The organism is Pseudomonas sp. PA-5-4B, assembly GCF_021606215.1.
Taxonomy (GTDB): Bacteria; Pseudomonadota; Gammaproteobacteria; order Pseudomonadales; family Pseudomonadaceae; genus Aquipseudomonas; species Aquipseudomonas edaphica.
Genome location: NZ_WKDB01000047.1, coordinates 24,421 through 47,538, shown reverse-complemented (window position 1 = coordinate 47,538; position 23,118 = coordinate 24,421). Strand labels below are relative to the sequence as shown.

Annotated in this window: 14 protein-coding genes and 2 riboswitches; of the genes, 7 read left to right on the top strand and 7 right to left on the bottom strand. The window is 61.7% G+C overall.

All coding sequences use genetic code 11. From position 1 onward, the window contains the following. Positions 1 to 90: 90 nt before the first annotated feature. The gene (locus GIW28_RS21295; protein ID WP_169987678.1) at positions 91 to 1,158 is read left to right on the top strand and encodes an ABC transporter substrate-binding protein; all 1,068 of its coding nucleotides are present in this window, start codon (positions 91 to 93) and stop codon (positions 1,156 to 1,158) included. Here GIW28_RS21295 and GIW28_RS21290 read toward each other — a convergent pair. The 3 genes from GIW28_RS21290 to metH all read right to left on the bottom strand — a co-directional run bounded on the left by GIW28_RS21290 (position 1,155) and on the right by metH (position 10,409). Continuing rightward, a complete protein-coding gene (locus tag GIW28_RS21290; protein ID WP_017136917.1) occupies positions 1,155 to 1,373 on the bottom strand; it encodes a DUF2970 domain-containing protein in 219 nt (72 codons plus the stop codon). The two genes, GIW28_RS21295 and GIW28_RS21290, sit on opposite strands and share 4 nt — an antisense overlap. 125 nt (positions 1,374 to 1,498) lie before the next feature. Continuing rightward, a complete protein-coding gene (locus GIW28_RS21285) occupies positions 1,499 to 6,328 on the bottom strand; it encodes a dermonecrotic toxin domain-containing protein (protein WP_236459073.1) in 4,830 nt (1,609 codons plus the stop codon). Positions 6,329 to 6,698: 370 nt separating this feature from the next. Next, entirely contained in the window at positions 6,699 to 10,409 is a 3,711-nt protein-coding gene (metH, locus tag GIW28_RS21280; protein WP_170040251.1) for a methionine synthase, read from the bottom strand. Positions 10,410 to 10,573: 164 nt separating this feature from the next. On the opposite strand from metH, the gene GIW28_RS21275 reads away from it, so the two are divergent. After that, positions 10,574 to 12,865: a fatty acid cis/trans isomerase gene (locus GIW28_RS21275; RefSeq protein WP_236447867.1), complete on the top strand. Its 2,292-nt coding sequence runs from the start codon at positions 10,574 to 10,576 to the stop codon at positions 12,863 to 12,865. 94 nt (positions 12,866 to 12,959) lie between these two features. Continuing rightward, positions 12,960 to 13,544, top strand: coding sequence for a Fe-S biogenesis protein NfuA (nfuA, locus tag GIW28_RS21270; RefSeq protein WP_017136914.1), 585 nt, complete (start codon positions 12,960 to 12,962; stop codon positions 13,542 to 13,544). Positions 13,545 to 13,738: 194 nt separating this feature from the next. On the opposite strand, the gene cobM is transcribed toward nfuA, so the two are convergent. The 4 genes from cobM to GIW28_RS21250 all read right to left on the bottom strand — a co-directional run bounded on the left by cobM (position 13,739) and on the right by GIW28_RS21250 (position 15,845). Then, the gene (gene cobM, locus GIW28_RS21265) at positions 13,739 to 14,485 is read right to left on the bottom strand and encodes a precorrin-4 C(11)-methyltransferase (RefSeq protein WP_099549117.1); all 747 of its coding nucleotides are present in this window, start codon (positions 14,483 to 14,485) and stop codon (positions 13,739 to 13,741) included. Between the two features lie 69 nt (positions 14,486 to 14,554). After that, the gene (locus tag GIW28_RS21260) at positions 14,555 to 14,947 is read right to left on the bottom strand and encodes a cobalamin biosynthesis protein (protein ID WP_176991883.1); all 393 of its coding nucleotides are present in this window, start codon (positions 14,945 to 14,947) and stop codon (positions 14,555 to 14,557) included. Beyond that, complete coding sequence (locus tag GIW28_RS21255; protein ID WP_236447868.1) at positions 14,944 to 15,645, bottom strand: CbtA family protein; 702 nt, start codon at positions 15,643 to 15,645, stop codon at positions 14,944 to 14,946. The genes GIW28_RS21260 and GIW28_RS21255 overlap by 4 nt, the downstream gene beginning before the upstream one ends. A gap of 11 nt (positions 15,646 to 15,656) precedes the next feature. Continuing rightward, positions 15,657 to 15,845: a CbtB domain-containing protein gene (locus tag GIW28_RS21250; RefSeq protein WP_017136910.1), complete on the bottom strand. Its 189-nt coding sequence runs from the start codon at positions 15,843 to 15,845 to the stop codon at positions 15,657 to 15,659. A 97-nt stretch (positions 15,846 to 15,942) separates the two neighbouring features. Further along, a riboswitch (cobalamin riboswitch) is annotated at positions 15,943 to 16,160 on the bottom strand. A gap of 42 nt (positions 16,161 to 16,202) precedes the next feature. After that, positions 16,203 to 16,402: riboswitch (cobalamin riboswitch) on the top strand. Between the two features lie 92 nt (positions 16,403 to 16,494). Between GIW28_RS21250 and cobW the strand changes: the two genes are divergently transcribed. From cobW to GIW28_RS21230, 4 genes are all read left to right on the top strand, one after another. Further along, positions 16,495 to 17,556 carry a cobalamin biosynthesis protein CobW gene (gene cobW / locus GIW28_RS21245; protein ID WP_329606467.1) on the top strand — a complete coding sequence of 354 codons (1,062 nt, stop codon included), beginning with the start codon at positions 16,495 to 16,497 and terminating at the stop codon, positions 17,554 to 17,556. A 3-nt stretch (positions 17,557 to 17,559) separates the two neighbouring features. Then, positions 17,560 to 21,321: a cobaltochelatase subunit CobN gene (gene cobN / locus GIW28_RS21240; protein ID WP_236447992.1), complete on the top strand. Its 3,762-nt coding sequence runs from the start codon at positions 17,560 to 17,562 to the stop codon at positions 21,319 to 21,321. A gap of 129 nt (positions 21,322 to 21,450) precedes the next feature. Beyond that, entirely contained in the window at positions 21,451 to 22,449 is a 999-nt protein-coding gene (locus tag GIW28_RS21235; protein WP_177032904.1) for an ATP-binding protein, read from the top strand. Between the two features lie 53 nt (positions 22,450 to 22,502). Further along, positions 22,503 to 23,105, top strand: a complete 603-nt coding sequence (locus GIW28_RS21230; RefSeq protein WP_138449550.1) for a vWA domain-containing protein — start codon at positions 22,503 to 22,505, stop codon at positions 23,103 to 23,105. Positions 23,106 to 23,118: the final 13 nt, after the last annotated feature.

Here is a 23,118-nt window from a genome sequence, read left to right as displayed (position 1 = left end):
GTTAGCCACCAATAAAGAAGGTTGATTGAACCTCGATTGACTGTCTCATTGCCATTATGATGGCGATCAACATTCGAGGCACAAACAACCATGCTGAAGGTTCTGATTGCGTGTGTGGGGTTGCTGGGCGTGGCCTATGGGGCGATGGCCCAGGCTACCTCAGTGGTGTTTCTCAACCCGGGCACGTCCGCTGAAAGCTTCTGGGTCAGCTATGCGCAATTTATGCAGGCCGCTGCCAAGGACCTCGGCCTGGATTTGCGCGTGCGTTATTCCGAGCGCAGCGCCGCTAACACCTTGGCCCAGGCCCGCGAAGCACTGCAAGGCAGCGAGCGGCCCGATTACCTGGTGCTGGTCAACGAGCAATACGTCGCCCCGCAGATATTGCGCTTGGCCCAGGGCAGTGGGGTCAAGTTGCTGATCGTGAATAACGCACTGACCGCCGATCAGGTGCAATTGCTCGATGCGCATAAAGATGCCCGCTGGATCGGCAGCCTGGTGGCCGACGACGAGCAAGCCGGTTACCTGATGCTCACCGATTTGTTGCGCAACCACGGCCCGGTGACGCCGGGCACTTCGTTGGACCTGCTGGCGTTTTCCGGCGCCAAGAACACGCCAGCCGCACAGTTGCGTGAACAAGGGTTGCACCGCGCCTTGGCCGAACACCCCGAAGTGCGCCTGCGCCAGTTGGTCTACGGCGAGTGGAGCCGCCAGCGCGCCTTTGAACAAGCCACGCAACTGTTCAAACGCTACCCACAGACGGCGCTGGTGTGGTCGGCCAATGATGAGATGGCATTGGGCGCCATGCAGGCGCTGCAAGACAGCGGTCGTGTGCCGGGCAAGGACGCGCTGTTCAGCGCGATCAATAGCTCGCCCGACATCCTCAAGGCACGCCTGGATGGGCGCCTGAGTACTTTGGTCGCAGGGCATTTCACCCTGGGTGGCTGGGCGATGGTGCTGATCAATGATGACGCCAAAGGGCTTGATATTGGCGCCTACGGCGGGCGTGACCGTAAAGAGGCGTTATTCCAGCTGATTGATGCCAACCAATCAAAACGTTTGTCAGGGCCAATGCCAGCGGTGGATTTCCGCGCACTGTCAGCCGTGGGTAAGCCCGCGTCCTACCGTTACCCGTTCAGCCTGCAACTGCTGTTGCATTAAACCCCGGCCAGGTGCAGTACCAGCTTGACGATGCCAAATAACGTCAGCGCAAACACCGCCGTAAACACAATACCCAGTACGACAAAATGACTGGGTTTGCCATGGGTGAAATCTCGAGCGCGGTTTTTGCCGCTTTGTACACCGAAGGCCGCCGCCATGATGCTGTGCAGCATCTGCCAGAAGGTCGGCGGCTTGTTGTTGGCTGGATCGTTCATAAATCCCTCGTCCGCAAGGCTGTCCTACAGAGCATAGACAATCGGGCAGCCCGCGACTGGCTTGTATCATCCCTCTGGACTCTGCCTTTTGATCGTTCCCACGGGAGGGAACGATCAGAACAACCTTACACTTCCAGGATCAAGAACAGTTTCTGATCCAGCGGCGCCTCAATCAGGGCCTTGTCCAGGTTGATCACGGCGCGGTTGTTTGCCCTGGCTTGATCAATCAGTTCCTTGCGGGTAAAGCGCCGCTCCGCCGGGGTCTTCAAGTGGCCGAAGTCAGGTTTTGATGCCGGCGACTCGACGGATCGGTAATGGAAATGCGCGAACCACAGGTCCGCATCTTCCGACCGTTGCCCGGGCTTGATTTTGCGCTTGTCGCGTATGACATATTCGGTGAGGTAGTCGCCGGCCTTCAGCGGCACGCGTTTTTTCACCAGGTTGATGTCGACAAAACCATGAGTGTGCAGATAGTCGACCTTAGCGGCTTTGGGGCGTTGCAGCAGGTAACCTTCGGCGCACAGCTGCCGAGCCTGGGCTGTTGCGGCTCTGGCCTCTTCGCGGTAGCTATTCCTCAAGTCAATGGCGGGTTCGTCGGTCGCGCTTTTGAGTTCCTCGGCAAGTGCTTCGAATTTGGCCGCGTGCTGGCTCAACATTACATCCCAATCATGGGGATCGACTTCCTCACGTTGACTGGGCTCCAACAGTTTGCGCTGCTGGAAGCGAATGCTGGCATCAATGCCTGCGCGCTGAGCCTTGATGGCTTGGGCATCTGCCCTGATTCTTCTCAATGGGCGAGCCGCGGGCGTGGGCGCTTTGGTCGGCACGCTTGCGGGCTCGACGATTTTCCACACGCCTTCGCTGGCGTGTTCGTGGTACGTAGCGACGATGGCGCCGGTAAGCGTGTCGACAATGTCGACGTAATTGCCCGGTTCATCAGCCTGGCCGGTACGCACGTCGCCGACCAGGCTTTTCTTGTCGGCGGTTTTGATGACCCGTCGGCTGGCCGGTTTTTGTCGCTTGGCTTTGTCGCGGGCGGGCCTGGGGGCCAGCCGTTCTTCAACCAGGATCAAGTTGGCCAATTGCGCTTCGAGGCTGGTGCGGGCCTCGCTCAGTTGCTGCACAAATAGCGCGCGGTACTGCTCTCGCAGCAGCGCACAGCCCATGTCCGTCAGCGAGAGAACGGCGTTTTCCAGGCTTTCATAGTGCTGCAGCACATCCTTGAGTACGTTGATTTGCTCAGTCTCGGAGTAACCGGCAGTCCTGCGCATTTCCGTGTGTGCGTTGACAGTAGCGTAGATCTGGCGGTCGGCGAGGAGTTCCAGGAACGGACGCTCTTGGGGTTTATCGGCGTCAAGCGCGCGATTGAGCAGCACCTCGACCAGCGATAACAGGATGTGCTGCTTGATGACGAGCGAGGAAATGTTTTGGAATTCTGGATGCTCTTTCAACAAGCTTTCACGCAGTGCCGGGCTGGCTTGTTGCATGATGGCTTCGCATTTTTCTGCGCTCTCGAGCAGTTCATTGAGCGCCTCCAGTCGCTGCGTTGCGGCGCTGATATATTCGTCATAGCCATCAGTGATGTAGTTGGGCAGTTCCCTGTCGATACGTTTGAGCAACGCTGAAAAGCTTTCGCCGCGCTGGGTCTCCAGCGTGTCGGCGATTTTTTGATGCTGGTGCGCATAAGTCGCCAACCAGTGCTTGTAAATATTCGACGTCGCGTTATCGCGTGCCTCTTTGTATGTCGGCTCTGTTCTGTCCAGCTCCATCATTTCCGTCGCCATGGCTTCGCTCTGTTGCAGCCCGGTTAGAAGCCCCTGCGCATTTGTGCGGTAATTGTCGACGGCGATATCCCATTGAACTCTGGCGCGCGCCGTGGAGCGTTGGCGTTGCGCATGGCGCTCGGCGATCCGGGGTTGCAATGCCGGCAACAGTCCGGGGTTGTTGAGCATTTCCCAGTCCTTTCTGAGGGCGAGTTTCTGTTCAGCCAATTGAGTGCGCGCCATGGTCACGGCTTGAAGAAGCTGCTGCAGATGGTTCGCCATCGGCGTTAATTCACGGCTATGAACTTCCAGCATTGGGTTCAGTTGTGCCAGCCGTTGTTTCTTGCGATCGATTAACGCAGCCACTCTTTGTCTGGGCATGCCGCCCTCCAGCCTGGCATGCCGGTCCAGCCGCCAATGCCCTTGGCCGTCGCTGAGCAACCTGAAGCCGGGGCGCTGCGGGTGCTGCGGATGCACCAGGTAGACCTCGTTGAAACCCGGTACCACGCTCACCTGGAACAGCAGGCCGCCGACGCTGGCGTGCCAGGCCCCGTCAATGCGGTACAGCCCTTTAAGCGCACCGCTGAGCTGCACGGGCGGCAACGTTTCAGGCCATGGCACCCGTACTTCCAGTAACGCGTTGAGCAGCTTGGCGCCGGCCCGGGGGCTGGCAATCGAGCGGCTGAAGTCCAGAGCCGTGTGGCCGGTGGCGGGTGGCTCGCCGGGCAGCGCCACGGCGCCATGGCGCACCTGTGGCGCCGCTTGCGCCGGTGGCCGTCCCGCCGCGCGGCGCCAGGCTTCCAGTTGCAGGGCGTGCTCCTGCGCGGAGGGTTGGGACAAGGGCTGTTGGGACCGATTGGCGGGCGCGGCGGCATGCAGCAGCACCATCGCGGTATTGAGCAACAGATCGATCAGTGCCAGCTCGCGGGTGGTGGGGTTATCGCTGTCCAGGCCGGCCAGATCCTGCTCCAGACTGCTGACCAGCACCAGGAACCAGCCAGCCAGCATGGCCGGGCCCTGCACCAGCGGTAACAGCAGGGTATTGAACAGCAGCCATGCGCCTTCCATCACCACGGCCCAGCGGCTTTCATGGTTGGACACCGACTCGCGGTCCGCCAGGTCGACCAAGGCCCGTGCCGTGCTGCCGAACAGATGATTGAGCAGTTGACCGTTGACTTGCGATTGCAGCCATTCGCCTGCCCCTTCATCCACGGCCAGGGTCGCAGGTGCCGGATTTTCAGGGAGGCTGAATTCGTCCCCAGGCAGGAAGCGAATGATGTGCGGTTCCTTGATGCCGCCATGCTCGTAGATGGGGCGGACCTTGTCGCTCAGCCACGCCAGCACTGTGTCTTGCAGCGCGCCGGATGCGGCCAGTGCGTCGAGCAGGGCCTGGCGGGTCGGGTATTCATGCAGGGCGTCGGCATACAGCGGCTGGTACAGCAGGTGCGGGCCGACACTCGTATCACGCGGCTCGATAATGAACGCGTTGTTGACTTCATCCGGCGCGGCCCCGGGTTTGCGGCACAGGGCCAATGGGCGCAAAACAATCTCCTGCTCGTCGACGACCCTGTCCGAGGGCATCTCGCCCATCAACGCCTTCACATAGCGATAACCGGTGACGGTGACGCCATGCTGCCCGCGGATCTTGTATTCCAGCGCCTGCATCGGCAGCTTGACCTTGAGTTCACGGGTAAACAGGGTTTCCCGGCGCCGTGCGTCAACCGTGTCGGACAACAAGGTGTCTTTGATTTTTTGCGGGTACATGGTGCCGATATCGACGCGCTGGATCAGCCCGGTACTGCCCAACAGATAGTCTGCGTTGAGCCAGCTTGGAAGGGGCGTTGCATTTTTGGAAAACAGCGTGAGTGTGCCTTTAGGCTTGCCGGCGAGGTTCTTCAGCGCCAGTTCCGTCAGCGACATGCGCACATGCTCGATAATGCCAGCACCGCCTGGGTAGCCGGCAGCCACGGCAAAGTCCAGCACTACCTCATCGGGGTCGCAGTCGCCATGATCGGTTTGCATCTGCTTGCGCAACGCATCGCGACTGAAGCTGTAGATGTTTTCTATGCCCTCATTGAACGCCTGACCCTGGTTTTGCCGCATCACCTGTGCCATGTCTTGCAGGTGGCGATGGTAGGCAAAGCGGTCAGCGTCGTTGGCTTGAGCGAGCCACGGTGGCAGGTGCTCATCGACCTTTTGCAAGGTCGCCGTTGCGGCTGTCGGCACCTGGGTAAACAGCAGCGCCGGATCGGTGAGTTTTTCCAGGCGTCGCCCAAGGGTTACTTCGTCCTGGCCCTGAAACTTCAACGTCGCCAGGTCTTCCAGTTGCTGATTGAGGATCAGGCCGGCCTGTTGCTCGAACACGTTGCCATCGGGTTCATTGCGTCGCCAGGTGAGGCTGTCGAACTGGAACCGCGTCTGCATGCTGGTTGCCCAGGCCTGGCCGAATTCATCCAGGCCGTCAAACACCTGAATATCCCCGGCCACGCTGTACAGCAGCACCTGCTTGTCGCGCACCAGCAGCAGGTCGGGTGTCAGCAGGCGAACTTCCTGGTCGGCATTGACGAGTGTGTTCTCAACAAAATAAACATAAGTGGCGGGCGAAGATTTGGGGAGACGCTCGGTCTGTGTCGGCCAGGTGGCGACGACCCTGAGCATGTCCTGCTGGGTCGGGTTCAAGCTCGATCCGCTCGTGGCACTCGCGGTCATCCGGCCGTTGAGAAACTCGCCCAGCCACTGCCAGCGGCTGCTGCCATGGCTGTCGGTTTCGCTCCAATAGTCGGCCAGCGCCGCCTGGAAATACAGGTGAATCGATTCGGGCAGGTCATCAATGATGCTTGCGATTGCCTGCATGTCGATCAGCGTCGGGGCATCAGGCTTGAGGATCGTGGGGATCTGTTGCGTCAGATAGTACGCCAGTTCGCGTTTGGGCCGCAGGTCGAGCAACTGCGGGTTGAGCACATGGGTGATGGCGACTTCCATCAGCGGTCGGTAGGTGTACACACCCTCCGGGTGTGGAATAGCCAGCTTAAGCGTGGACAGGTCCAGTTTGAGTGTCGGATAGCGTTCCAGGATGCGGCTGCGCAGCGCATTGAACACCACGGAATACAAGGCCGGGCGCGTAGCGAAATGCGCATGGATGGCCTGGGCGGGCAGGTGGCTCAGGGCCATGGGGGAACTCGGGGTGGGCATGATGAAATCCTTTTGCCTGTTTGATGGGGAAGCAACAGGAAATCGGATTTGGTCGCGGTGAAGGCGTTACAGGAGTACCACCGACGCGCTGTACCACCCTAGGCGAGCGGCACATCCTGGCATACACCAGTCATCTACCGCTCGGACGCCAATAGCCACCAGCTGGACTATGAAGCGCTCGGGCGGTTCGAGTCGAAAAGCTTATGGCCCGCAAACAGAAATTGATGGAGGTATGCCGCACGGCGCATCAGCGTCTGGCAGGCAGTCAGCCGGGGGGCTGGTGCAATGTCCGCTTTCACCTCAACCGGTCGGTCATCACGTCCCTGAGATGACCATTACCTGGGTCGAATGGTATGCCCGCTGATTGACCTCAGTTGTCATACCCCAGGTTCGGCGCCAGCCAGCGCTCCGTCACGCTGAGGTCCTGGCCTTTGCGCGCGGTGTAGCTGGCGACCTGGTCTTTGTCGATCTTGCCCACGGCAAAGTACTGCGCCTGCGGGTGGGCGAAGTACCAGCCGCTGACGGCCGCCGCCGGGAACATGGCGTAGTGCTCGGTAAGGAATACACCACTGCGCCCGGCGTGCATTTCCTGGGCCTCGGGGTCCAACAGTTGGAACAGTTGGGCTTTCTCGGTGTGGTCCGGGCATGCCGGGTAGCCGGGGGCAGGGCGGATACCGGTGTATTGCTCTTTGATCAGTGCCTCGTTATCGAGCTGTTCGTCCCGGGCGTAACCCCAGTGCTCTTTACGCACTTGCTGGTGCAGCCATTCGGCGCAGGCCTCGGCCAGGCGATCGGCCAGGGCTTTGACCATGATCGAGTTGTAGTCGTCGCCAGCGTCTTGATAAGCCTTGGCGACTTCTTCGGCGCCGATGCCTGCGGTGGTGATAAAACCACCGATGTAGTCGGTCACGCCGCTGTCTTTAGGCGCGACGAAGTCGGCCAGGGAGAAGTTCGGCTTGCCGTCGGTCTTGATGATCTGCTGGCGCAGGTGGTGCAGCCTGGCAATCGGCTGGCCATCGTCGCCATACACCTCCAAGTCATCGTCCTGCACCTGGTTGGTCGGCCAGAAACCGAACACGGCGCGGGCGCTGATGAGCTTTTCGTCGATCAGCTTGTTGAGCATTTCCTGGGCATCGGCATACAGCGCAGTAGCGGCTTCACCGACCACTTCGTCTTCGAGGATGCGCGGGAATTTGCCGGCCAGGTCCCAGGAGATAAAGAACGGCGTCCAGTCGATGTATTCGGCCAGCACCTTGAGGTCGATATTGTCCAGCACCCTGGAGCCGGTGAAGGTTGGTTTGACCGGCGTGTAGCTGCTCCAGTCGAACTGCGGCTTCTTGGCGATGGCGGCCGGATAGCTCAGGCGCTCGGTGCGCGCACTGCGGTTGGCAGTACGTTCGCGCACGTCGATGTATTCCAGGCGGGTCTTTTCGACAAAACCGGCCTTCAGCTCCTTGGACAGCAACTGCGTGGCCACACCCACGGCACGCGAGGCGTCGGTGACGTAGATCACCGCGTCGTTGCTGTACTTGGGCTCGATTTTCACTGCCGTGTGCGCCTTGGAAGTGGTGGCGCCGCCGATCATCAAGGGCAGGTGGAAGTCCTGGCGCTGCATCTCACGGGCCACGTGCACCATTTCATCCAGCGACGGCGTGATCAGGCCGGACAGGCCGATGATGTCGCACTTCTGCTCCTTGGCCACCTGCAGGATCTTCTCCGCCGGCACCATCACACCCAGGTCCACGATGTCATAGCCGTTGCAACCGAGCACCACGCCGACGATGTTCTTGCCGATGTCATGCACGTCGCCCTTGACCGTGGCCATCAGGATCTTGCCCTTGGCCTCCGGCTTGTCACCTTTTTCCAGCTCGATAAACGGAATCAAGTGCGCCACGGCCTGCTTCATCACCCGGGCTGATTTAACCACTTGAGGCAGGAACATCTTGCCGGCGCCGAACAGGTCGCCGACGATGTTCATGCCGGACATCAGCGGGCCTTCGATCACTTCGATCGGGCGTGCGAACGACTGGCGCGATTCTTCGGTGTCTTCGACGATATGCGTGGTGATGCCCTTGACCAGCGCGTGCTCCAGGCGCTTGTTGACGTCCCAGCCGCGCCATTCCTCGGTCTCGGCTTCCTTGACGCTGCCGTCGCCCTTGTACTTGTCGGCAATCGCCAGCAGGGCGTCGGTGCCTTCCGGCGTGCGGTTAAGCACCACGTCTTCCACCGCGTCACGCAGCTCCGCCGGGATCTGGTCGTAGATCTCCAACTGGCCGGCGTTGACGATGCCCATGGTCAGGCCGTTGCGGATCGCATACAGCAGGAACACCGAGTGGATCGCTTCACGCACCGGGTTGTTGCCGCGGAACGAGAACGACACGTTGGACACGCCACCGGAGGTCAGCGCATACGGCAGCTCGTCGCGGATGTAGGCACAGGCGTTGATGAAATCGACGGCGTAGTTGTTGTGCTCTTCGATGCCGGTGGCGACCGCGAAGATGTTCGGGTCGAAAATGATGTCTTCCGGCGGAAAGCCGACTTCATTCACCAGAATGTCGTAGGAACGTTTGCAGATCTCTTTTTTGCGCGCTTCGGTGTCGGCCTGGCCGGCTTCGTCGAAGGCCATCACCACCACCGCTGCGCCATACCGCTTGCACAGCTTGGCGTGGTGGATGAACTGCTCGACGCCTTCTTTCATGCTGATCGAGTTGACGATGCCCTTGCCCTGGATGCACTTGAGGCCGGCTTCGATCACGTCCCACTTGGAGGAGTCGATCATGATCGGCACACGGGAGATGTCCGGCTCGCCGGCAATCAGGTTGAGGAAGGTCACCATGGCCTTCTTCGAATCGAGCATGCCCTCGTCCATGTTGATGTCGATCACCTGCGCGCCGGCTTCCACCTGCTGCAGGGCGACTTCCAGGGCTTCGGTGTAGTTGTCTTCACGGATCAGCCGGGCGAACTTGGCGGAACCGGTGATGTTGGTACGCTCGCCGACGTTGACGAACAACGAGCTGCGATCAATGGTGAACGGCTCCAGGCCCGACAGGCGGCAGGCCTTGGGAATATCCGGGATAACACGTGGCGCATAACCGGCCACCGCCTTGGCGATGGCCTCAATGTGGCCCGGCGTGGTGCCGCAGCAGCCGCCGACGATGTTGAGGAAACCGCTCTGGGCGAACTCTTCGATGACCTTGGCGGTTTGTGACGGCAGTTCGTCGTACTCGCCAAACTCGTTGGGCAGGCCGGCGTTCGGGTGCGCCGACACATGGGTGTTGGCCTTGTTCGACAGCTCTTCCAGGTACGGGCGCAGTTCGCTGGCGCCCAGGGCGCAGTTGAGGCCGACCGAAATCGGCTTGGCGTGCGCCACCGAGTTCCAGAACGCTTCGGTGGTCTGGCCCGACAGGGTACGGCCGGAGGCGTCGGTGATGGTGCCGGAAATCATGATCGGCAGTTCGACATTCAATTCCTCGAACACGCCTTGCACGGCGAAGATCGCGGCCTTGGCGTTGAGCGTGTCGAAGATGGTCTCGATCAGGATCAGGTCGGCGCCGCCTTCGATCAGGCCTTTGGTGGCCTCGGTGTAGTTTTCCACCAGTTCATCGAAGGTCACGTTGCGGTAGCCGGGGTTGTTCACATCCGGCGACAGCGAGCAGGTGCGGCTGGTCGGGCCAAGCACGCCGGCGACAAAACGCGGCTTGGCCGGGTTCTCCAGGGTCTTGGCATCGGCGATCTTGCGCGCCAGGCGTGCGCCTTCCACGTTCAGTTCATAGGCCAGTTCTTCCATGCCGTAGTCGGCCATGGAAATACGCGTGGCGTTGAAGGTGTTGGTTTCCAGAATGTCGGCGCCGGCATCCAGGTAAGCCTTTTCGATACCGCCAATTACGTCCGGGCGGGTAAGTACCAGCAGGTCGTTGTTGCCTTTGACGTCACTCGGCCAGTCGGCGAAGCGTTTGCCGCGATAATCCTGCTCTTCGAGCTTGTAGCTCTGGATCATCGTGCCCATACCGCCGTCGAGGATCAGGATTCGGTCCTTGAGGGCTTGATGAAGGGCTTGCAGACGAACGCTACGGTCGGACATGGGGCTACTCTGGTCAGGCATTTCGGAGGGCGTGAATCATAACAAACCTGTGCCGATTTAGAGCATGTCCTGGTTTTGCATGAATATCGTTCATGTTGGTGCAGGTCTTGGCCCGGTAGAATTGCCGGCACTTATAGCGCACGCATTGAATCGGGACCGGATACATGTCACTTCGTTTACTCACCAGCGCCGTCCTGGCACTGGTCGCCTGCGTTGCACAGGCCAACGGAACCGCCCCGGCGATTTCCTATACCCGCGACATTCAGCCGATCTTCACCGAAAAGTGCGTGGCCTGCCATGCCTGCTACGACTCCGCGTGCCAATTGAACCTGGGCAGCGCCGAGGGTGCGTCCCGTGGCGCGAGCAAAACCCCTGTGTATGACGGCGAGCGCAGCCAGGCCACGCCGACCACGCGTTTGTTCTACGACGCATTCGGCAAACAGGCCTGGCAACAAAAAGGCTTCTATTCGGTACTCGACGCCCAAGGCAGCCAGGCCGCATTGATGGCGCGCATGCTGGAGCTGGGGCATAACGCGCCGCTGCAACCCAATGCCAAGTTGCCCGATGAGATTGTGTTGGGCCTCAACCGCCAAAACATGTGCGCCATGCCCGGCGAGTTCAATGCCTACGCCGGCAGCCATCCCAAGGAAGGCATGCCGCTGGCGGTCACCGGTTTGACCGACCAGCAATACCAAACCTTGCAGCGCTGGCTCGCCTCCGGTGCGCCGATTGACGAGCAAGGCCTGGCGCCAAGTGCCAGAGAAGCCCTGCAAGTACAGCAGTGGGAAAACCTGTTCAACCAGCCTGGCGCCCGTGAAAGCCTGGTGGCGCGCTGGCTGTACGAGCATTTGTACCTGGCGCATATTTATTTCGAAAACGGTGAGCCGGGGCATTTCTTCCAATGGGTGCGTTCGCGCACGCCAAGTGGCCAGCCCATCGACCTGATCGCCACCCGTCGACCCAACGATGACCCGGGCACCCAGGTGTATTACCGCCTGTGGCCGGTGCAGGGCGTGATCGTGCATAAAACCCACATCACTTACCCGTTCAGCGCGGCGAAAATGGCGCGGATCAAAGACCTGTTCTATTCCGGCGACTGGCAGGTGAGTGCCTTGCCGGGCTATGGCCCCGGTCGTCGTGCCAACCCGTTCGAAACCTTTGAAGCCATCCCGGCCAAGGCGCGCTACCAGTTCATGCTCGATAACGCCGAGTATTTTGTACGCACCTTCATTCGCGGGCCGGTCTGTCGTGGTCAGATCGCCACGGACGTGATTCGCGATAACTTCTGGACCCTGTTCCAGGACCCGGACCACGACCTGTACATCACCGATGCACGCTATCGCGGCCAGGCTACTCCGCTGCTGGCGATGCCGGGGCAGAACGATGACGTGGGCAGTGTGCTGAGCCTGTGGCTGGCCTATCGCGACAAGCGCAACCAATATGAAGCCTTGCGCCGTGACAGCTACGCGGACGTGCCGCCGCCGAGCTGGTCGACCTTGTGGGCGGGTAATGACAACGCCTTGCTGACGATTTTCCGGCATTTCGACAGTGCTTCGGTGACCAAAGGCTTGATTGGCGAAGTACCGCAGACGATGTGGTTGTTCGACTATCCGCTGCTGGAGCGCACCTATTACCAGTTGGCGGTGAATTTCGATGTGTTCGGCAATGTGTCGCACCAGGCCCAGACCCGGCTGTATTTCGACCTGATCCGCAACGGCGCCGAGCAGAACTTCCTGCGCCTGATGCCGGCCGATACCCGCGATGACTTTATGGATGATTGGTACCAGAACAGCGGCAAGCTCAAGCTGTGGCTGGACTACGAGGCGATTGACGACGACAAGCCAAGCGGCTTGCATCTGGATGAAAAAGACCCGAAACGTGACTTTGCCAACCAGTTATTGACGCGTTACGGCAATTTGAATGCCAGCCCGGATCCGATCAACCGCTGCACGGGTGCTTATTGCTCGCGCGATGGTATCGACCCGGCGTTGCAGGACGCGGAGCAGGCATTAAGCCGGCTGACATCACGCCCGGCGGCGGGGCTCAAGGTGATTGATCAGTTGCCTGAGGCGACCATGCTGCGTATCGAGACCGCCAGCGGCAAGCGCGTGGTTTACAGCCTGCTGCGTAACCGCGCGCACAGTAATGTGGCGTTCCTGCTGGGTGAGGCTTATCGCTATCAGCCGGGGTTGGATACGGTGACGATCTATCCGGGTGTGCTTAGCAGTTATCCGAACTTCATCTTCAATATCCCTGCGCAAGAGGTGCCCGAGTTTGTGGCGGCCATGGAAAACACCAGGGATGCCAAGCGGTTTGAGAAGATTGTTGATCGGTGGGGTGTGCGGCGCAGTCATCCGTTGTTCTGGCAATACTTTCACGACCTGTCGCAGTACATCCGTGAGACTGCGCCGTTGGAAGACGGGGTGCTGGATATGAATCGGTATGAGAATCTCTGATGAGTTGGTTGGGCCTTTTCCGACAAAATTACTCGGACTTTGTACCTGCGTAATATTTTGGCGTAAACTGCCGGCAAGCCTGTGAGGAGTTTCCATGACTGCCATAACCATTACCGACGCCGCCCACGATTACCTGGCTGACCTGCTGTCCAAGCAGAACACCCCAGGCATCGGCATCCGCGTCTTTATCACCCAGCCCGGCACCCAGTACGCCGAGACTTGCATCGCCTACTGCAAGCCCGGGGAAGAGAAACCTGAAGACACCGCCCTGGGGCTCAAAAGCTTCACTGCGTACATCGACAACTTCAGCGAAGCCTTCCTCGATGACGCCGTGGTCGACTACGCCACCGATCGCATGGGCGGCCAGTTGACCATCAAGGCGCCCAACGCCAAGGTACCGAACGTCAACGCCGACAGCCCGGTCAACGAGCGCATCAACTACTACCTGCAAACCGAGATCAACCCTGGGCTGGCCAGCCACGGCGGTCAGGTCAGCTTGATCGATGTGGTCGAAGACGGTATTGCCGTGCTCAAGTTCGGCGGCGGCTGCCAAGGCTGCGGCCAGGCGGACGTGACCTTGCGTGAGGGCATCGAGCGCACCTTGCTCGAACGTATCCCGGAGCTCAAGGGTGTACGTGACGTGACCGACCATACGCAGAAAGAAAACGCCTACTACTGAGTAAGGTGTTCACTGCGAAGAAAAAAACGGCGCCCCGTGAGCGCCGTTTTTTATGCTTTAAATTCAGTGTCTTGCGAAGTCTACTTAACAAAGTAGATCAACTGTGGGAGCTGGCTTGCCTGCGATGACGGCCTATCAGCCAACAAATCCGGTGGCTGATACACCGCTATCGCAGGCAAGCCAGCTCCCACACTTCAGGGGCGATATAGGTGCGCATGGCCCGCCCGATACAGCGACGATTCGCTGAAACCATCACTGGCCAGCACCCGACCCACCACAATCAACGCCGTACGCCGAAACCCTTTGGCCGCTACTTTCTCGGCAATATCCGCCAACGTGCCCAGCACCCAATCCTGATCCGGCCACGTTGCGCGGTGTACCACGGCAATCGGGCAGTCCGCGCCGTAGTGCGGCAGCAGTTCGGCGACGATTTTCTCCAGGTGGTTGACCCCCAGGTGAATCGCCATCGTTGTGCCATGCTGCGCCAAGCTGTCGAATGCCTCACCCGCCGGCATGCTGGTTTTATCGGCATAACGGGTCAGGATCACACTCTGGGCGATGTCCGGCAGGGTCAGCTCTGTTTCCAGCAACGCGGCGCAAGCCGACACTGCAGTCACCCCAGGGATGATCTGGAACGGTATGCCCAACTCACGCAAATAACGGATTTGCTCGCCAATCGCGCCATACAGGCTCGGGTCGCCGGAGTGTACGCGCGCCACATCCTGGCCGTTGGCGTGGGCTGCCTTGATCAGCTCAATGATCTGTTCCAGGTGCAATTCGGCGCTGTTGACTACCTGTTCAGCCTGATGACCTTGCAATACCGCCGCCGGCACCAGGGAGCCGGCATAGATGATCACCGGGCAGCTGCGGATCAGCCGCTGGCCCTTGACGGTGATCAATTCCGGGTCGCCGGGGCCTGCGCCGATAAAGTAGACGGTCATGGGAATTCCTGTTGAAAAACGGGCGAGCATGAAAGTTGCTCATGATCGAGGAGGGCAATTATCGGGATTTTAGTCGGCGCACGCCAATGCAAAGGTGGCCTGGGCGGTTTTTTTGCGCGTGATCAACAGGCGGGCAGGGCGCTGGGAGAGCTGTTCAGCCAGGGCCAGGGCGGCGCTTTCGGCGATGCCATAGCAACCTGTATGCGCAAAAGCGACGGCTGACTTGTGGCTCAAGCGCTGTTCATAACCGGCCAATTGTGCAGCACTGAAACACTGCAAAGGCAGCTCCAGCAGTCGGGCCAGGGCCAGCAGGCCGGGTTCAGCGTGTTTGCGATCAATGCTCGCCAACGCGGTGATGCGTTGGCGTTCAATGCCGCCGTCGGCGAGGGCTGCGTCAAGCAGGCCGAGCAGGGTGTGAACATCACAGCCGCGCTGGCAGCCCAGGCCGACCACCAGTGTCATGCCGAGTATTGACTGTCGCGGTTGCGACGAAACAGCCATGCGCTGATCCAGCCCAAGGCCAGCCAGAAGGCCACGTTAGTCAGGTGCGAGGCGATTTTGAACTGTGCTTCCAGGGCTTCGGGTGCCAGCATCGAATGCACTTGCGGTTGCGGCGCGCCGATCACGTGGGGCACGGCCAGGATCGCCACGCCCAACACCTTGAGCAGCCAGCTACGACCAAACACCAGCAGTGCGATACCGGCGGCGGTGGAGGCCGCGGTGCCGATCCACCAGATCTGCCGTTGCGCCAGGTCGGCGGCAGCCGTGCCCGGCAACTCCGGCGGCAGCCCCAGGGTGGGCGCCAGTACAAACGTCGCGTAACCGGCCAAGCCCCAGAGCAACCCTTGAGCCGTGCGGGTCGGCGCGCGCAAGGTGTAGAGACCGGCCAGCATCAGCGCGAAACCCACCGCTACCACCAGGTTGCCGCCGGTGGTCGACAGCACACGCTGCCAGCCATTTTCCGGCTCCCAGGCTTCGGCGTCGTGGGTGTGGGCTGCGGCGCCAGCGGCGTGTTCGTGCGCCACTTCGGCGGCCGGGGCATTTTCAAAGGTTTCCGCCTGCAGAATCAGCGGGGCGACCCAAAAGCTTTGCAGCAGGGTCAGCAACAGGGCGGCCAGCAGGCCAGTGAAACCTGCGGTTTGGGCAATACGCTTGATCATGTCGGGAGGCCTCAGTGGCACGGGAACGCGGCGCTGTGGCGGGTATCGTGGGCGGCGTTGTGCACCGCTTCGATATGCGAGAAACCGGCGAAGTACACCAGGCACGCGCCGAGGATCGACGCGCCGATGGCGGCGCCCAGGCGCTGGCTCAAGGTAGTGGTGCTGCTGGCGGTGTGCGAAGTGCTGCTGATGATCGACATGGCGCGTCCCTTCAGGGGTTCAGGGTGACGCAGGCGCATGAAAACCCCGCGAGGCAGGCACGCAGGGTTCCGAACAGCGCCCGCCCACCGCGGGTTTGTTATCTGATTTTTTCGGGCCGGTCTCCGGGCTTGCGAGGGGCGCTCTTGGGAAAAGAGGTGGGCCGTATCAAGCATCTCCTTCCCATGCACAGGCACAGTGGATTTGATGCTTCGCTCGCTTACCGTTGCGGGGGCAGCACCGGACTCGTCATCACGCGATGACTCACCGGTTTCCCGTTTCACCCTGTGAAGGGCACCCGAAACAAGATGTGTAGGAGAGCATGGGCGGGCGACGGTAGTCAAATGGCGCGAGCCCCTGTAGCCTTGCACCTTCGAGGTTCTTCGGCCCACGCCGAAGCTAAGAAGGGAACGCGGTCCAAGCCGCGGCTGCCCCCGCAACTGTGAAGGGTTCAGCTGCCTGCCACGCCACTGCCATAACGGCGGGAAGGCGCAGCCAGCGCGGGTCGCAAGACCTGCAAACCCCAAGCCAGGAGACCTGCCTCGCAACCGATTTTCTACTTAACCGGGCGGGGTGATCCGGTGACGAAATCCGCTGCTGCGCGCCGTCGCAGGGTCTATCGTCCCGTCTGCCCGCCCCCAAGGGCATCCGATGAAAACACTGGCCAAACTCCCCGTCACCATCGTTACCGGCTTCCTCGGTTCGGGTAAAACCACCTTGCTGCGCCATATGCTCGACAACGCTCAAGGCCGTCGCATCGCCGTGATCGTCAACGAATTCGGCGAACTGGGCATCGACGGTGAGATCCTCAAGCAGTGCTCCATCGGTTGCACCGAAGAAGAAGCCAACGGCCGCGTTTACGAACTGGCCAACGGCTGCCTGTGCTGCACCGTGCAGGAAGAGTTCTTCCCGGTGATGCGCGAGCTGGTGGCACGTCGCGGCGACCTCGACCATATCCTTATCGAAACCTCGGGCCTGGCCCTGCCAAAACCGCTGGTGCAAGCCTTCCAGTGGCCGGAGATTCGCAGCGCCTGCACGGTTGACGCGGTAATCACCGTGGTCGACAGCCCGGCCGTGGCTGCCGGCACCTTCGCCGCCTTCCCGGACCAGGTTGACGCCCAGCGCAAACTCGACCCGAACCTGGACCACGAATCGCCGCTGCACGAGCTGTTTGCCGACCAGTTGGCCAGCGCCGACCTGGTGATCCTCAACAAATCCGACCTGATCAGCGCCGAAGACCTGGCCCGCGTGCGCCTGGAAGTCGCCGAAGAACTGCCGCCGGCCGTAAAAATCATCGAAGCCAGCAGCGGTCGCCTGCCATTGGACGTGCTGATCGGCCTGGGCGCGGGTTCCGAAGAACACATCGACGGCCGCCACAGCCATCACGATCATCACCATGAAGGTGAAGACGATCACGACCACGATGCGTTCGACTCCATCTCCATCGACCTGCCGCAAGCGGACGAAGCGCTGCTGCTCGACGCCCTGACCCAGTTGGTGGTGCAACACGGCATCCTGCGCGTCAAAGGCTTCGCGGCGATCCCGAACAAGCCGATGCGCCTGCTGATCCAGGGTGTGGGCACGCGTTTCGACAAACATTTCGATCGTGCCTGGGGCGCCGACGAAGCGCGCATCACACGCCTGGTGCTGATCGGCCAGGAGCTGTATGCGGCGGGCCTCGAAGCGCAGCTGCGCGCAGCGCTCAGCGTTTAACCCATGCACCTGCTCAGGACTCAGCCGGGTGGTTTTGTTTCGGACGACAATATTGCCGACCTTGGGCAAACCCCTGCCGAGCTGGTGATCCTGTGCAGCGGTGATTCCAGCCTTGCACTGTTGGCCGAGGCCGGCCAGCAGTTACCCGATGACTACCCCAGCTTTCGCCTGGCCAACCCCATGCAGGTGCAAAACCACGCCTCGGTCGACCTCTACGTCGACGAGGTGCTGCGCCACGCCAAGGTCATCCTGATTTCGCTGCACGGTGGCATCGGTTATTGGCGCTACGGCATCGAGCGCCTGGTGGAGTTGGCCGAGCGCGGCGTGCAGTTGATTCTGGTGCCGGGCGATGATCGCCCCGACCCGGAACTCAGCGGCTTAAGCACCGTTGGCATGGCTGAGCGCGACCGCCTCTGGCACTTCTTGCGCCAGGGCGGTTTGGGCAATGCGCTGGATTTCTATCGTTGCCTGGCCAGCAGCCACCTGGGCCGCGACTACGCCTGGGACGAGCCGCAAACCCTGGCGCGCACGGCGATTTATCACCCGCATAAACCCCACCCACGGCTGAACGACTGGCAGACCGATTGGCACGCCGACTGGCCGGTGGCGGCGGTGTTGTTCTACCGCTCGCACTTGCAGGCGGCCAATACCGGTTTTATCGATGTGTTCTGCCAACGCTTGCAGGCGGCGGGTCTTAACCCGCTGCCGATGGCGGTGGCCAGTTTGAAAGAACCCGGCTGCCTGACAGTGGTCGAGGACTTGCTGGATGCAGTGCAGGCGGCGGTGATTTTGAACACCACCGGTTTTGCTCAGTCCAGCCCTGAAGCCCCGCACCTGCGGCCGTTTCGCCGCAATATCCCGGTGATCCAGGCGATCTGCGCCCAGGACAATCAGCCTGGTTGGGAGGCCAGTGAACAGGGCCTTGGCCCGCGTGATCTGGCCATGCACATCGCCTTGCCGGAGCTGGACGGGCGCATTATCAGCCGGCCCATCAGCTTTAAAGATTTAGCCTGGCGCAGCGAGCGCAGCCAATCCGACGTGGTGTGCTACCGCGCAGCGCCGGAACGCATGGATTTTGTCGCTGAACTGGCGCGGCGTTGGGTCGAACTGGCGCGAGTACCCAATGCCGACAAACGCATTGCGCTGATCCTGGCCAATTACCCGACCCGCGACGGCCGCATCGGCAATGGCGTGGGCCTGGATACGCCGGCAGCGGCGCTGAATATCCTGCGTGCGCTGCAAGCCGAAGGTTACCCGGTGCCGAGTGAGTTGCCCGCCAGCGGCACTGCCTTGATCCATGAATTGCTCGGCGGCGTCACCAACGACCTCGACAGCCTCGACCTGCGCCCGTGCCATCAAAGCCTGAGCCTGGACGCCTACGAGGCGATGTTCCAGCGCTTGCCCGAAGCCAATCGCCAGGCCGTGTTGGAGCGCTGGGGCGCGCCGCACAACGACCCGATGTGCCGCGACGGGCGCATGATGATCGCCGGCCTGCGCCTGGGCCTGACCTTCGTCGGCATTCAGCCGGCACGCGGTTATCAGGTGGACCACAGCGCGGTGTACCACGACCCCGACCTGGTGCCGCCCCACGGCTACCTGGCGTTCTACTTCTGGTTGCGCCACACCTACGGCGCCCATGGCGTGATCCATGTGGGCAAGCATGGCAACCTTGAATGGCTGCCGGGCAAGGGTGTCGGGCTGTCGCAACATTGCTGGCCGGATGCGCTGCTCGGGCCATTGCCGAATATCTACCCGTTTATCGTCAATGACCCAGGCGAGGGCGCCCAGGCCAAGCGCCGCACCCAGGCGGTGATCATCGACCACCTGATGCCGCCGCTGACCCGCGCCGAAACCTATGGCCCGCTGCGTAACCTGGAGCTGTTGGCAGACGAATATTACGAAGCGCAGTTACTTGACCCACGCCGTGCCCTCGAGCTGCAAAAAGACATTCTCAAGCTGGTGCGCGAAACCCGAATCGACCAGGAACTTGAGCTGGATAACGACGCCGACGCGGCGGTCTGGCTGCCGCGCCTGGACACCTACCTGTGCGACTTGAAGGAGTCGCAGATCCGCGACGGCCTGCATATTTTTGGCGAGTCGCCCGAAGGCCGCCTGCGCATCGACACCTTGCTGGCCTTGCTGCGCATTCCCCGTGGCGATGGCCGTGGCCCGCAATCGAGCCTGCTGCGGGTGTTGGCCAAAGCCTTCGACCTGGGTTTCGACCCGCTCGATTGTGCCCTGTCCGAGCCCTGGACCGGGCGCCGTCCCGAGGTGTTACAGAAGATCGATGCGCAGCTGTGGCGCACCGCCGGTGACACCCGTGAACGTCTGGAACTGTATGCCGCGCGACTGATCGAGCAGGCACTGGAAGGGCCGCTCGAACAGCTCGAAGAACCCGGTTGGGAGGACGTGAAGTCGGTCATCGAAGGCCTGCGTATTGTTGTCGCGCCGCGCCTGGACGCCTGCGGCCCCGCCGAAATGCGCGGCCTGCTGGATGCCCTGAGTGGCCGTTTCGTACCTGCTGGCCCCAGCGGTGCGCCAAGTCGCGGGCGCCTCGACGTGCTGCCTACCGGGCGTAATTTCTTCAGCGTGGATGTGCGCAACCTGCCCACTACCACGGCCTGGCGCATCGGCTTTCAATCCGCCAACCTGATCCTTGAGCGGCACTTGCAAGACCACGGCGACCATCTGCGCCAGCTCGGTCTCTCTGTATGGGGCACTGCCACCATGCGCACTGGCGGCGACGATATCGCCCAGGCCATGGCGCTGATGGGCGTGCGCCCGGTATGGGCCACCGGCAGCCAGCGTGTGGATGACTTTGAAATCCTGCCGATCAGCTTGTTGGATCGCCCACGGGTGGATGTGACGCTACGCGTGTCCGGGTTCTTCCGCGATGCGTTCGCCAACCTGATCCGCCTGTTCGATGCGGCGGTGCAGGCGGTGGCGGCGCTGGATGAGCCAGACGACATGAACCCGCTGGCGGCCAAGGTGCGCAGTGAGCGTGAAGCGTTGCTCGAGTCGGGCCTGGATGAAGCGGCCGCGGCAAAGCAGGCCGGCTGGCGCATCTTTGGCGCTAAACCCGGTGCCTATGGCGCGGGTGTGCAGGGCGCGATTGACGGCTGCCTGTGGCAAAGCCGCGAAGACCTGGCCGAGGTCTACCTGAATTGGGGCGGCTACGCCTATGGGGGCGCCGACGAAGGCACCGCCGCCCGCGACCAATTCGCCCAGCGCCTGAGCCAGGTACAGGCGGTGTTGCACAACCAGGACAACCGCGAACACGACCTGCTCGATTCCAACGATTACTACCAATTCCAGGGCGGCATGCTCGCCGCCGTGGAAACCCTGAGTGGCGACAAAGCCTCCAGCTACCATGGCGACCACAGCCAGCCGGACCTGCCGAAGATCCGCACCTTGAAGGAAGAGCTCAACCGGGTGATCCGCTCCCGTGCCGCCAACCCCAAGTGGATCGACGGGGTGAAACGCCACGGTTATAAAGGCGCATTCGAGATGGCGGCCACGGTGGACAATTTGTTCGCATTCGACGCCACCACTGCACTGATCGACGATCACCAATACGCCTTGCTTGCCGACGCTTACCTGCTCGACGCCGACACCCGCGCCTTTGTGCAGCAGCACAACCCGGCGGCATTGCGCGACATGACCGAACGCATGCTCGAAGCCCAGCAACGCGGCATGTGGCAGGAGCCGGGCGCGTACCGCGAGGCGTTGGAAAACCTGTTGCTGGACATAGAAGAAGACAGCTGACCGATCGTTCCCACGCTCCGCGTGGGAATGCAGCCAGTGACGCTCCGCGTCACAAAAGCGGACGCAGAGCGTCCAGTGAGGCGTTCCCACGCGGGAGCGTGGGAACGATCCAATTTAAAGAGAGCAGGTATGACTGATATTCCCCATTTCCCGCTGTCCGCCGTGGTCGGCGCCGATGAGCTGAAACTGGCGCTGTGCCTGACCGCCATCGACCCGAAAATCGGCGGTGTGCTGATCGAAGGCCCGCGTGGCATGGCCAAGTCGACCCTGGCGCGTGGCCTGGCGGATCTGTTGGCCAGCGGCCAGTTCGTCACCTTGCCGCTGGGCGCCACCGAAGAGCGCCTGGTTGGCACTCTGGACCTGGACGCCGCGCTGGGCGAGGGCCGGGCGCAGTTTTCCCCCGGCGTATTGGCCAAGGCCGATGGTGGTGTGTTGTATGTCGATGAAGTCAACTTGCTGCCCGATCACCTGGTCGACCTGCTGTTGGACGTGGCCGCCAGCGGCACCAACCTGATTGAGCGCGATGGCATCTCACATCGCCATTCGGCGCGTTTTGTGCTGATCGGCACCATGAACCCGGAGGAGGGTGAGTTGCGCCCGCAACTGCTCGACCGTTTCGGCTTTAATGTGGCGCTGAGCGGGCAGACTTTGCCGAGCGAGCGCGGGCAGATCATCCGGCGCCGCCTGGATTTCGACAGCAACCCGGCTGCGTTCTGCCGCCAATGGGCCGAACCGCAGGCGGCGCTGCGTGAGCGTTGCACCCAGGCGCGCCAGCGGCTCGACAGTATTGAACTGGACGACCAGGCCCTGGCGCAGATCACCGAGCGGTGCTTTGCCGCTGGCGTCGATGGCTTGCGCGCCGACCTGGTCTGGTTGCGTGGCGCGCGCGCCCATGCTGCCTGGCGCGGCGCGAGTGCCATCGCCGAGGAAGATATCGAAGCGGTGGCCGAGTTCGCCTTGCGTCATCGCCGCCAACCGCAAACGCCGTCGACAAGCCCGCCCGATCCAGGCCAGGCTGCAAAACCGTCTGACCCATCACCCGGCCAGGGCCAGTGGGGCGATATGCCCGCGCCCGCATTGCCCACGGGCGCCCGCCGGGAAGTACCCACCTGGCCAAAAAAGCCCTAGGCATTCGCCCTCGACCTGACGCGGGGGCGGATGCCCGGCCCAAGGCAGGGCGACTGGAACATGGCAGGCACGGCAAGGCACGCAGCGCCCAGCGTGGCGCGATCAATTGGCCGGGCACCTTGCTCGGTGGCCGGCCGCAGTGCCGTGAGGATCTGCTTTATCACCTGCGCAGCCGCGCGGCCCATGAGTTGTGGCTGGTGATTGTCGATGCCTCGGCGTCCACCCGCCGCCATGGCGCGCTGAGCGACGCCAAAGGCCTGCTCGCCCAGCTGTTTGACGACGCCTACCGGCAGCGCGCGCGCATGGCGTTATTGACCGCCAGCGGGCACTCGCCTAAATGGCAGGTGCAGGGGCTCAAGGCCGCCAAAGGCTTGAGTGGCTGGCTGGCGCAGCTGGGCGCCGGTGGCGGCACACCGTTGCTGGCGGCGTTGTCCGAAGCTGGCCAATGGCTGCACGCGCGCCGCCGGCGTTACCCGGTCGAGCAGCAGCGGCTGCTGGTGATTACCGATGGGCGGCTCAAGGCTATCGCTGGGTTGCCCGTGCTCGATTGTCCTGGGCTACTGGTGGATATCGAGCGCGGCCCGATCAGGCTGGGCCGCGCAAAACAGCTGGCGCTTGAGCTGCATCTGGACTATCGGCCTATCGATAGTTTGTAGGCTTGATAAAACT